General features: G+C 41.4%; 9 protein-coding genes and 5 tRNA genes. 1 reads left to right on the top strand and 13 read right to left on the bottom strand.

What is annotated here, in order from left to right:
- Positions 1–34: 34 nt before the first annotated feature.
- From C2M30_RS08065 to C2M30_RS08055, 3 genes are all read right to left on the bottom strand, one after another.
- Positions 35–1,711: an alanine/glycine:cation symporter family protein gene (locus tag C2M30_RS08065; RefSeq protein WP_100913493.1), complete on the bottom strand. Its 1,677-nt coding sequence runs from the start codon at positions 1,709–1,711 to the stop codon at positions 35–37.
- A 215-nt stretch (positions 1,712–1,926) separates the two neighbouring features.
- Positions 1,927–3,054, bottom strand: a complete 1,128-nt coding sequence (locus tag C2M30_RS08060) for a M14 family metallopeptidase (protein ID WP_105171276.1) — start codon at positions 3,052–3,054, stop codon at positions 1,927–1,929.
- A 123-nt stretch (positions 3,055–3,177) separates the two neighbouring features.
- Positions 3,178–4,623, bottom strand: coding sequence for a glyceraldehyde-3-phosphate dehydrogenase (locus C2M30_RS08055; protein ID WP_010559937.1), 1,446 nt, complete (start codon positions 4,621–4,623; stop codon positions 3,178–3,180).
- 248 nt (positions 4,624–4,871) lie between these two features.
- On the opposite strand from C2M30_RS08055, the gene C2M30_RS08050 reads away from it, so the two are divergent.
- On the top strand, positions 4,872–5,663 hold the full coding sequence (locus C2M30_RS08050; RefSeq protein WP_010559936.1) for a DUF2989 domain-containing protein: 792 nt from the start codon (positions 4,872–4,874) through the stop codon (positions 5,661–5,663).
- A 366-nt stretch (positions 5,664–6,029) separates the two neighbouring features.
- On the opposite strand, the gene ihfA is transcribed toward C2M30_RS08050, so the two are convergent.
- The 10 genes from ihfA to C2M30_RS08000 form a co-directional block, all read right to left on the bottom strand.
- Entirely contained in the window at positions 6,030–6,326 is a 297-nt protein-coding gene (gene ihfA, locus C2M30_RS08045; RefSeq protein WP_010559935.1) for an integration host factor subunit alpha, read from the bottom strand.
- Between the two features lie 3 nt (positions 6,327–6,329).
- Positions 6,330–8,717, bottom strand: a complete 2,388-nt coding sequence (gene pheT, locus C2M30_RS08040; protein ID WP_105171275.1) for a phenylalanine--tRNA ligase subunit beta — start codon at positions 8,715–8,717, stop codon at positions 6,330–6,332.
- Positions 8,718–8,730: 13 nt separating this feature from the next.
- On the bottom strand, positions 8,731–9,711 hold the full coding sequence (gene pheS / locus C2M30_RS08035; RefSeq protein ID WP_105171274.1) for a phenylalanine--tRNA ligase subunit alpha: 981 nt from the start codon (positions 9,709–9,711) through the stop codon (positions 8,731–8,733).
- Between the two features lie 392 nt (positions 9,712–10,103).
- Positions 10,104–10,811, bottom strand: coding sequence for a DnaA inactivator Hda (gene hda, locus C2M30_RS08030; protein WP_010559932.1), 708 nt, complete (start codon positions 10,809–10,811; stop codon positions 10,104–10,106).
- Entirely contained in the window at positions 10,811–11,866 is a 1,056-nt protein-coding gene (locus tag C2M30_RS08025) for a DUF2066 domain-containing protein (protein ID WP_100913497.1), read from the bottom strand. The genes hda and C2M30_RS08025 overlap by 1 nt, the downstream gene beginning before the upstream one ends.
- Before the next feature lie 95 nt (positions 11,867–11,961).
- A tRNA-Leu gene (locus C2M30_RS08020) sits at positions 11,962–12,048 on the bottom strand.
- A 42-nt stretch (positions 12,049–12,090) separates the two neighbouring features.
- Positions 12,091–12,164, bottom strand: a tRNA-Cys gene (locus C2M30_RS08015).
- A 101-nt stretch (positions 12,165–12,265) separates the two neighbouring features.
- A tRNA-Gly gene (locus C2M30_RS08010) sits at positions 12,266–12,341 on the bottom strand.
- A gap of 102 nt (positions 12,342–12,443) precedes the next feature.
- Positions 12,444–12,530: transfer RNA gene (locus tag C2M30_RS08005), tRNA-Leu, on the bottom strand.
- 32 nt (positions 12,531–12,562) lie between these two features.
- Positions 12,563–12,638, bottom strand: a tRNA-Gly gene (locus tag C2M30_RS08000).
- Positions 12,639–12,660: the final 22 nt, after the last annotated feature.

The following is a 12,660-nucleotide window of genomic DNA, read 5'->3' as shown; positions in this document are numbered from 1 at the left end:
CTAATAAAAAAGGCGCCTTAAGGCGCCTTCTATTTTACTCTTTTTCTTGGCTGTTGTCTTTTTTAAACTTCACCCAATAGTCATCTACTGACTGTTTCATTTCCTTACGCAGCAACATAATGCCGAATAAGTTAGGTAAGGTCATTACAACAATGGCAACTGCCGCCAATTTCCACACTAAAGTGGTGTCTGCAAATGATGCCCAGAAAAACGCTGCTACATAAAATACGCGATAAGGCATTACTGAACGAGATCCTAGTAAATAGGTCATTGCGCGGTCACCATAGTAAGACCATGCAATTGCCGTAGAAAACGCGAATAGTAATAAACCAATCGATACAATGTATTGACCATTTTCACCAAAGTAGCCTCGCTGGAATGCAAGCGTTGTTAGCTCTGCTGAGTGTACAAGCGACTTACCCTTAACAACGATACTTTTATCAACAATTTTACCTTTTTTGATAACAATTGTACCGGTATGCAAGTGGTCGCCATCAAGTAAGAAACGAATTTTCTCACCCACCGAACGATTATGTAACACGGTAAAGTTTTGATTTACAGCCTTACCTTCAACAACATTTAGCGTACCATTAAACGGCTTAACGCTTGACTCACCGCCATTTAAATACGCGTAAAGTTCGTTGCGCTGTGCATCAACACGCTCATGATATGTACCATCGATAAATTCCATGCTGGTACGTTCAAAACGTGTATCAAATTTTTCTGTCCACGCGCCTGATGATAAAATTACAAGACCCGTTAACGTACAAATAATAATTGTATCGATAAACGGTTCAAGAATTGACACCATACCTTCAGATACTGGCTCATCCGCCTTCGCTGAGGCGTGGGCAATTGGCGCAGAACCTTGACCTGCTTCGTTTGAGAATAAACCACGGTTTACACCACGGTTAAACGCATAGGCAAATGACGCACCAATAAAGCCGCCTGCTGCTGCAGAGCCGGTAAAGGCATTAGTAAATACCGAGGCAAATGCAGGGCCGATATTTTCGATGTTATAAAAAATTACGCCAAACGCACCAATGATATAAACGGCTGCCATAAATGGCACAACGCGTGAAGTAATTGCCGCAATACGTTTAATACCACCTAAAATAACCAGTGCTAATAAAATTGCTAAAACGCCACCCGTTAGCATCGGTTCAAGACCAAAGCTTGCTTCCATACCTTGGGCGATATTATTGATTTGTGGCAGTGAACCTGTACCAAATGAGCTAATTACGGTTGCGATTGCAAACAGTACCGCTAGCCATTTCATATTTAAGCGACGGTCCATGTAGTACATTGGGCCACCGGCCATAGTGCCGTCTTCTGTTTTAACACGGTATTTATGAGATAACGTTACCTCAACAAATTTGGTTGTCATACCGAAAAACGCAGTCATCCACATCCAGAAAAGCGCCGCTGGACCACCAATTGATATTGCCAGTGCGACACCACCGATGTTACCCGTACCCACGGTACCTGAAAGCGCTGTTGCTAACGCTTGGAAGTGCGTAGTATCACCTTCGTGTTCTTTTTTATCGTATTTACCACTTACAATTTTCCAGGCGTGTTTAAAATACAACACCTGTGGAAATTTTAAGTAAATGGTAAAAAATAGACCAACCCCTAGTAGCACGTAAGGAAACCAAAAGGCACTCCCTAACATACCATCTAGCATATCTAAAAAATTGCCAAATGCTTCCACAACTTGTTCCTCTTGTTATTATTTTTTTGGGGAGCAATACCAATTCTGTTAAGTATGTGATCAGAACTAGCGCTGGAGAAATAAAATGATAACAAGGCAGAATTTTTCTTATGTAGTTGTTCTACATTGATAAATTCAAACGCAGTTAGCATGATATTTAACCCGCTAAAATGACCAGCTATTTAAGTGAATTGGTATAAGCTCCCCTGTTTTTATTATCGTAGTTTATCTACCACACTTACGATTGCTGCAAGTGTGTCTTGTCCAAATGAATACGAACGGCGATCTGACCAGCCGTAATCAAGATCTGGTAAATTATTATTATCTTTAAATGGCATTTCAATTGTGTAAGACAAACAATTGAATTCTTGGCCCACCCAGCTAGAACCCACAGTTAAATTTGCCTGACCTGGTTCATCTTTTGGATAACCATGTTCATCTTGGAACTCTGGTGTAGTAACAAACATCGCCGCTTTAAAGCTATCTTCTAGGTCTTTTAAGCGCGCATCGTAACGTGGAATGCCTTCACTGCCCGCAAAGAAGTTAAACGGAATCGCTTCATCGCCGTGTACATCAAGACACATATCAACACCGGTAGCGAACATTTTTTCGCGTACAAAATATACTTCTGGACTCTTTTCGATTGATGGTGTTTGCCATTCACGGTTTAGGTTAACGCCCGCCGCATTGGTACGAAGGTGACCACGTACACTACCGTCTGGGTTCATATTAGGCACAATATAGAAAACCGCTTTATTTAATAGTGCAGCGGCATGTGCGTCTTCGTCATCCAATAGTTTGTGAAGCACACCTTCAATGAACCACTCTGCCATGGTTTCACCAGGGTGCTGACGGGCGATCATCCAAATTGTTTTCTTATCATCAGCAGGTTCGCCGATTTGTAATACGCTAATATCGCGGCCATCAAGTGTTTCACCTAATGTTTCGATGGTACAGCTTTCGTGTGATTGCGCCCAAGAAAGTAAGTCTTGATGGCGCTCATAGCTGTATGGTGCAAAGTATGCGAAATATACTTGTTCGCACTCTGGTGTAAACTCGATAACTAATTGGTTATTTTCAAACTTAGTTGGTACTCGGAACCATGTTTGACGGTCATACGATGCAACTGCTTGGTAATCAACCCACCCCTCTGGGTACGCTGATTTATCTAAATCAACAATCGTCAAACGATGTAATAAATCAATTTGTGATTCTAATTTAAAGTGAAACCACTGGAAAAATTCAGACTGGTTGTCATTTTTAATTTTTAATTGAATATCTTCACGGTTCTCAAGGCTAAGTACCTCAATATTACCGCTATCGAATTGGCTTGTAATTCTCATAAACTGTGTTCCCTAACGCACAATAGCTTTAAGCCTATCAAAATAACGAGTGGGCTGAAACAATATGCGAGTAATTGAATAAAAAAGCCGGCACAATGGCCGGCTTTTAGATAAAAAATTAGATTAACGAGGTAAGCTTGGGTGTGTTACTTCAGCCATATCTTGCATACAGCGAACAACCTGACAGCTATAACCAAACTCGTTATCGTACCAAACGTAAAGTACTACGCGATCACCATCAACAATCGTTGCTTGTGAATCAACAACACCTGCATAACGGCTACCAACTAAGTCAGTTGATACGATTTCAGTAGATGCAGTGTAATCGATTTGATCACGTAAATCTGAGTAAAGTGCGGTTTCACGTAGGAATTCGTTTAACTCTTCAACTGATGTTGCAGTTTCAAGGTTAAGGTTAAGAATTGCCATTGACACATTTGGTGTCGGTACGCGAATAGCGTTACCTGTAAGCTTACCTTCAAGCTCAGGTAATGCTTTAGATACTGCTTTTGCAGCACCCGTTGACGTGATAACCATGTTAAGTGCCGCAGCACGGCCACGGCGCTCAGCGCTGTGATAGTTATCAATTAAGTTCTGGTCGTTCGTGTACGAGTGAACTGTTTCAACGTGACCGTTCTTAATACCGAACTTGTCATTTAATGCTTTTAGCGTTGGCGTAATCGCATTTGTTGTACAGCTTGCTGCTGAGATAATTGTATCTTCAGACAGGATATCTTTGTTATTTACGCCGTAAACAACGTTTTTGATATTGCCTTTAGCTGGTGCTGTAAGAAGTACTTTTGACGCACCTTTTGCCGCTAAATGCTGACCAAGGCCATCTTCGTCTTTCCAGATACCTGTGTTATCAACTACAAGCGCATTTTCAATGCCGTATTGCGTGTAATCTACTTCGCTTGGCGAGTTAGCGTAGATAACTTGAATGTAGCTACCGTTTGCTTTAATTGCATTACGCTCATTATCAACAGTGATTGAGCCGTTGAAAGGACCATGAATTGAATCGCGGCGTAATAAGCTTGCACGCTTTTCAAGGTCGCCTTTTTTACCGCCACGTACAACAATTGCACGTAAACGTAAATCTGTGTGAGGACCACTTTTCTCGATTAGAAGACGTGCTAATAAACGACCGATACGACCGAAACCGTAAAGGACTACGTCGCGCGGTTCAATTTTGTCTTCTTTATTGTGGATTTCAGCAAGTTCTGCTGCTAGGTACTCTTCGATTGAACGACCTTCACCCGCATTTTTATAGATATAAGCATAAGCTAGTTTACCTAAATCGATACGTGCTGAAGTCAGTTCCATTTTGTCGATAGCTTCTAAAAACGGGAAGCTTTCGCGAAGACGTAGTTTGCTGTCTTCAAATTGTGCAACAGTTTTGTGTGCTTTAATAACGTCAATTGTGCTTGCATTAATTAGTGGACGACCGTAGATGGCAATCTCGATGCCACGGTTACGGTAAAGCTTACCAATAATTGGTTGCATGCTTTCAGCGAAGTCTTGGCGTTCCTGCCAGCTATTCAGATAATCTTGCTCGTGAGATGAGGTCATTTTGTCTACCTAAACGTAAAATTTTGAACGGATAGCCTAAAGCGTTAATTGTGAGAAGTGCTTTAGACGCGTGCATTCTAATTGAAAAACATTGTTTTTTCCACCATTTCAATATCAGACTTTTGCCGCGTACCGATAATCCCCTTGAGCGAAAACAAATTTATGCGAATTATGACCAATGCACTATTACATTTAAGCAAAGGATTCGCTAAGCTTAGAACATCCTATTGTAGTTATGTCATTAAATTGTGTTAAAAAAACTATCTGCACTTTGTTTGCTTTCTCTTCTCGTTGGCTGCGACAATGCCAAAAGTATTCGTGAAATTTGTGACGAAAATAGCCAGTTTTGCGCCGATCTTAATACCGACAGCCATTGTAATACCGAGCGTGCCGACGTTATTTTAGGGCGTTATGCAGAATCAAAAACGCCTGATGATGCAACTAAATACAAACTACTCAGCGCATTTCACGATTATGCGAAATGTGTTGAGTTAGCAGCTAGCATTGAACACATTAAACTAAAAGAAAAAACCACGTCGCGCGTAAATGGTCACCTCACTGCACTAAAAGAGATAAACCGTTTATCGAAAGAAACGCGAAATTCACAATATCCACACCTGCTATTCTATCACTGGTCACGAAATGGTGACGAAGGCGCCATTCAATCACTGATTGCAATGGATGAAAAACGTGAGTTAGAAACGTCTGAATTCCAATACAAATTAGCTACTTACTACACTAAGTTTGATAGCGATTTGGCAATAGATAAGCTTTACCATGCGCTTGAGTTAAACCCGGCTGGCAACGAAGCCAAGCCAGAAATCTACACCGCTCTGACAAATATGTTTTATCAAATGGAAGAGCATAAGCTTTCTTATATTTGGGCATTAGTAGCAAAAGAAGCTGGCGTGCAAAATATTGACTTAGCACCGCTTGAATATGAGCTTACGAATCAAGGTAAATCATTAAGTGAGCTCGCAAATCTTGCGGCAGATACCCTATCGCGTATTGAAGACGGTAATTTCACGTCGCCACGATAAGGTTTTTACATCAAGTAAAATTCGATTGCTTGTAGGGTCTGCTGACCTTTGCTGTTCTATTTTTGTTCTTTTTGAGCGTGCGTTTATCGCGGCGCTCGATGTGTGGCCTAGTAATCTAAGCAAATATCGAGCAACAATGAGAAAAGTGCGCTCAAAAGAACCATTCGGCAGCGCTTGATTGGCTTTTCTACTGTATTATCGGCTGACTCACATAGAATAACTATGCCACGCAGCCTCTGCCTTGTATAAAACCCAATCAAACTGCTGCAAAAATGAACTTGAAAGGTCAACAGACCCTAGTAAAGAGCAAATAAAAAAGCCTGCATTAAGCAGGCTTTTTCGAATTGGCTTCATACATACGCTTGGTTAGTCTTTACTGGTACCAACTTCTACGCGTGTCTTCAGTTTTTGACCTGGGCGGAATGTAACAACTCTGCGTGCAGAAATTGGAATATCTTCACCCGTTTTAGGGTTGCGCCCCGGACGCTCTTTCTTATCTCTAAGATCAAAATTACCAAAGCCAGAAAGCTTAATTTGCTCGCCTGCTTCTAGTGCAGTACGAATCTCTTCAAAAAAGCTTTCGACAAGGTCTTTAGCGTCTTTTTTGTTAATACCCAGTTTTACAAATAGGTGTTCAGCTATGTCGGCTTTTGTAAGCGCCATAATCTAGTCCCTCAACGATGCGTTAAATTGTTCAGCCAATTCGGCCACCACTAAGTCTACAATTGAGTTGATGTCTTTCTCTTCAAGGGTTCGCTCTGAATTTTGCAGTGTTAATGCAATCGCTAAACTCTTGTGATCAGCCTCAACTCCTTTGCCCTTATACACGTCGAATAAGTTTAGGTCAACTAGTTGATTTCCGCCAACTTTTTTAATTGACTCTAAAATATCACCAGCATTTACCGAATCTTTAACAACAATCGCAATATCGCGTCGGTTAGATGGGAACTTAGAAACCTCAACCGCTTCAGGTAATACACGGTTTTCTAAACCTAACAACTCGATTTCAAAGGCAAAAACTTGATTGTTAATTCCTAGTTTAGACTGTATTTCTGGGTGAATACAGCCTAAGTAACCAATTTTTTTACCATTTCTTATAATCGAAGCTGATTGACCTGGGTGTAAACCTTCATTTTGCTCAGCAACAAACGAAATATTCGCCATATCACCAGTTAGGTTTAACAGTGCTTCAACGTCGCCTTTTACATCAAAAAAGTCGACTGGTGTTGATGCGATACCCCAATGTTCGTTATGCGTGTTACCGTAAATCACACCACCAATAATTTGCGTTTGCTCAACACCATTTTCAGCGGCATCGTTTTTAACAAACTTTAAGCCTGATTCAAATAGGCGAATACGTGATTGCTGACGGTTTTGGTTATATACCACAGAGCCTAATAAGCCAGGTAATAAGCTTACGCGCATTGCCGACATTTCAATTGAAATTGGGTGCGGTAATACCAGCGCATCAGCACTTGGGTGTAGTAAGCTTTGTACTTTAGGGTCAACAAAACTGTAGGTGATTGCCTCTTGGTAACCACGGCTTACTAATTCATTGCGAAAACGCTTAAGCGGCAGCACGGCTTCTTGGTGATCTGTCATCGCCAATTTCGCTGTTGGTGCTACGTTTGGAATATTGTTGTAACCAAATACACGTGCGACTTCTTCAATTAAGTCTTCTTCAATTGAAATATCAAAACGGTAACTTGGTACATCAGCTTGCCATGTGTCATTTTCAAAGCTAACTGTTAGACCTAAACGGGTAAGAATATTTGTTACCGTAGCATCATCAATGTGGTAGCCGATAACACGGTCTAAACGTGCGCGACGCAATGTCACTGATTTAGCTTTTGGTAGGTGCGCTTCAGATACAGCTTCAACTACAGGGCCTGCTTCACCGCCAACAATATCGAGTAATAGTTGGGTTGCACGCTCCATTGCGTCATGCTGAAGTTTGTAATCAACACCGCGTTCATAACGGTGCGATGCATCCGTATGTAAACCGTAGCTACGCGCTTGTCCTGCAATTGCCAGCGGGCTGAAGAAAGCACTTTCTAATAAGATATCGTGTGTTGTTTCGGTAACACCTGATTTCTCACCACCGAAGATACCAGCCATCGCAAGTGCTTTTTGGTCATCAGCAATTAACAGCGTGTTCTCTTTTAGCTTTGCCGTATTGCCGTCAAGTAATACAAGCTCTTCACCTGGATTTGCGTTACGTACTTTAATACCACCTTCAATTGCGTTTAAGTCAAACGCGTGCATTGGGTGACCAAGTTCGAGTAATACGTAGTTTGTTACATCAACCACAGGATCAATTGAACGAATATCGCTACGACGTAATTTCTCAACCATCCAAAGTGGTGATTCAGCGTTTAGGTTAATGCCCTTAATTACACGACCTAAATAACGAGGACATGACTCAGGATTAACTAATTCAATGTCAATTTTGTCATCAATTGTCGGTGTAACCGGCGTAATTTCAACGTTAGTAACGTCAAGGCTGTTTAATACGCCTACTTCGCGTGCAAGACCTTTAATACCAAGACAATCACTGCGGTTTGCCGTTAAATCAACGTCAATAGTCACATCATCTAAGCCGAAGTATTCGCGAATATCTGTGCCAATTACTGCGTCTTCAGGTAACTCTAAAATGCCGTCTGAGCTTTCAGCCATACCTAACTCTTCGAACGCACATAACATGCCGTGAGAAGGTTGACCGCGTAATTTTGCTTTCTTAATTTTAAAATCGCCCGGTAATACCGCGCCAACTTTAGCAACCGCTACTTTTAAACCTTGGCGACAGTTTGCAGCACCACAAACGATATCAAGTAGTTCGTCTTCGCCAACATCTACTTTAGTTACGCGTAATTTGTCTGCATCTGGGTGTTGGCCACATTCAACCACTTGACCAATAACAACGCCTGAAAAATCACCGGCAACGGCGTCTAAACCATCCACTTCAAGGCCTGCCATCGACAGTTGCTCAGAAAGTGCATCAGTATCAATTGCTGGGTTTACCCATTCTCTTAGCCACTTTTCACTAAATTTCATTGTTACTTCACTCTTACTTGAATTGGTTTAGGAATTTTAAGTCGTTTTCGAAAAATGCACGTAAGTCATTTACGCCGTAACGCAACATGGTTAAGCGCTCAACGCCCATACCAAATGCGAAACCTGTGTATTCTTCAGGATCGATGCCAACAGAGCGAAGTACATTTGGGTGAACCATGCCACAGCCTAATACTTCTAACCATTTACCGTTTTTACCTCTCACGTCCACTTCTGCTGATGGCTCAGTGAATGGGAAGTACGAAGGACGGAAACGGATTTCCATATCTTCTTCAAAAAAGTTACGTAAGAAATCGTGCAAAATCCCTTTAAGCTCTGTGAAGCTTACGTTTTTATCAACCATCAAGCCTTCTACCTGGTGGAACATTGGCGTATGCGTTTGGTCGTAATCATTACGGTATACACGACCCGGTGAAATGATACGCAGTGGTGGTTGTTCCGCTTCCATAGTACGGATTTGTACACCACTTGTTTGCGTACGCAATACCAGCTTTGGATTAAAATAGAAGGTATCGTGATCAGCACGTGCTGGGTGATGTTCAGGAATATTCAACGCGTCAAAGTTATGGAAATCGTCTTCCACTTCCGGACCAGATTTAACAGCAAAACCTAGCTCACCAAAAAAGCTTTCAATTCGTTCGATAGTACGTGTTACAGGATGTAGACCCGTAGTCGGTTGAGTACGACCCGGTAGCGTCACATCAATAGTTTCTTTTGCTAGCTTCTCTGCTAATGCTTTTTCTTGAAGCGCTTCGCGCTTCGCATTGATTTTTTCTTGAACTTGCTGCTTTGCTTGGTTAATTACCTGACCTGCAGTTTTACGTTCTTCTGGGTCCATTTTACCAAGGCTTTTTAATAGGCTAGTAATTTCGCCTTTTTTACCTAGGTAATTTACGCGCACATCTTCTAAATGAGCGATTTCACTGGCTTTCTCAACAGCTTCAAGGGCTTCAGCCAAGATTGCTTCTAAATTCATAAGGGCTTTTCACTCGTTTTTGCCAACCAGCTCAATATTACATTGAGTTGGCTTGATTTCTCGTAACGTTTAACTATCGATTAACGTAACATTTTTTAATAAAAATTAGCCCATTATGATACCCGAAAAACAATTGTTTTTACTAGAGCGATAATGGTTAAAAAGGCACGTTATTGTTAATTTTAGGTGGTTTTTTTTGGCTTATTTCGATTGCACTAATTTAGTGGTCGTATATTGCGATAAAAAACAATTTAGAACTAAGCTGAAGATTTAATAGATAGCGAGCTTATATTTTGATTTTCAACACAGTCTTTGCTGCGTTTCGCTCGCATCGATGCCTGTGTTACAAATAAAATAGACACGAGCACTATTTTTCAAAACGTGCTCATGCTTTATAGATCTAAAATAGACTTAATAAACGGAATGGTAAGCTTGCGCTGTTCAACGATTGAAGCATGATCAAGCTTATCTAAAATATCCAGTAATGCACGCATATCACGACTAACGCGTGACAATAAAAAACGTGTCGCTTCTTCAGTGAGTGTTAGGCCACGCATTTTCGCACGTTTTACTAACGCTTCGGCTTTATCATCATCACTCATCGAGCGGATTTGAAAAGTGGTGCCCCAGTTGAGTCGCGATTCGAGATCTGGCAATGCAATATTAAGCATATTAGGCAGTAAATCCCCTGCTACTACTAACATTTTTCCTTCACTATTGAAGCGATTGAAAAAGTTAAATAGCGCTTTTTCCCACAGTGGGTCGCCTGCTACTTGCTGAATATCATCAATGCAAATAACATCGAGCTTTTCTAGGTCGTCAAGTACGTGAGGGTCAAGCCAAGCGAGATCTTTACAGGATAACAAAAAGCACGATAAACCGAGCTCCTGTGCGCGAATACACGTTGCATACAGTAAATGTGATTTACCTGAGTCGGAAAAACCACACAAGTACACATAATTAAATGGCATTGTTTGCAGTTGTGTTAATCCCACTTCAAGTTGTTTAACAACATGGGAATTTTCACCGCCAAAGAAGCTCATAAATGTTTCGTCGTCCGGCAATGTTACCGGCAACGCCATTTGTTGATATTCACTCATTACTGGCTTAGCCATTGATACTCAAGTTGTTGTGTACTTTGATGACTAAATGGATCAAAAATAATCTCAAATTGTGAATCCAATTGTAGCGCTTTTTTCAAGCTATCTACGTGCGCATTAAGATATAGCACTAAATCCACACGTTCCCCTTGACGGAAACTTATATCTAATTCATCAACTTGGGTAAGCGTACGTAAGCGAGTTTTTAACGCTTCAAGCTGTTTAATACCTTTTACACCAAAAAAGCGTACTGACACACTGCTGGTAACCTCAGTTTCACTAAGTGATGCATACTGCTTGGCGATTTGCGTTGAAATACTACTAACAAGCTCTCCGATAATCGTGAGTTTGTCACCCTTAAGCTGGTGTAATTGGAATGTGCCTTGGTTGGTAAATTGCCAATCCAAATGCCATACATTCTCGCGTTGATACAGCCTTGCCGACACAATTACTTCAGGTTCGTAACGACGCGACGCATTTAAAATTTGCTGCGGAAAGTTAGCCCACACATCTGTAACCGTTAAATTCATACGATCTTCGAGATCAAGTAACGGCATAACAATCGGTAAGCCTGCATTATTACTATTAGTATCGAGTAAGTGAAAAATTTGTGGGTAGTCTTCTTTGGTGACTAATGAGCGTTGCACGTCTTCTTCAATTGCAAGCCAAATTAACGTCAGCGGTCTGCGGTTACCCCAAATCGGGATTTCCATCTCATTAAGTACGCCGTCGATTAATTGTGGCTGATAACGAATTTTTAAATACGTTTGGTATAAAGACTCTTCATACTCGTATTTGAGTACAAAGCGAGACAGGTTTTTAAACGCATCACCAATTGCTGGGTGTGATTTATCAATACTGCGGCCGGATACTTTTTCAAGCACACCAATAAAACCAACACGGTTTGCTCGGCGTTGTTGCGCTTGAGATTTATCATCAACTACCGCTTTATATTGATAAAGGTCGGTCACTTCAACGGCTAGAATAGCCTTACTGAAAACCAGTAATAAAGTAAAAATCAGTGCGTTTTTCAAAGTGTTAAACTTGTATTCCATCGTGGGTCTGATCCTAAAACATCAGATGATGCAAAGCAAAGTAAATTTAGCTAAAAATATGCTTAGAATTATAAGGGATTAAATTTGATATAAAGTGGTGCCCGGGGCCGGACTTGAACCGGCACGTCATTACTGACGAGGGATTTTAAATCCCTTGTGTCTACCAATTCCACCACCCGGGCATCGGGCTGCTTTCGCATGTGGAGAGTATTATCTTTCGATAATGGAGGCGGAACCCGGAGTCGAACCGAGGTAGACGGATTTGCAATCCGCTGCATGGCCACTCTGCCATTCCGCCAATGTCTTCATAATGAAGCTGGATAAATAATTGGTTCTAACTCTTAAAGATAGTAGTTCTGGCTTGGTGAAACCAAATTATTAATTATTTTTCCTAAAAATTGGAGCGAGTAACGAGGTTCGAACTCGTGACCTCGACCTTGGCAAGGTCGCGCTCTACCAGCTGAGCTATACTCGCATTCCATTTCAACCGTTTTTTAGCTTAGTAACTAAAGGTTACTTCGAGCAGTTGCACTATACTCGCTGCCAATGGCTTTTTGTGAGGCTTAACTCAAATAAGTGGTGCCCGGGGCCGGACTTGAACCGGCACGCTATTACTAGCGAGGGATTTTAAATCCCTTGTGTCTACCAATTCCACCACCCGGGCATCGGGTTTCTACGTTGCAGCAAAAACCAATTTGGAGCGAGTAACGAGGTTCGAACTCGTGACCTCGACCTTGGCAAGGTCGCGCTCTACCAGCTGAGCTATACTCGCATCAAATTGATTCTAAAATCAA

The organism is Pseudoalteromonas sp. T1lg24 (genome assembly GCF_002964745.1).
In the GTDB taxonomy this organism is placed as follows: Bacteria; Pseudomonadota; Gammaproteobacteria; order Enterobacterales; family Alteromonadaceae; genus Pseudoalteromonas; species Pseudoalteromonas spongiae.
Note: the sequence above shows the minus strand (reverse complement) of the source record. Positions and strands in the feature narration are given on the sequence as shown.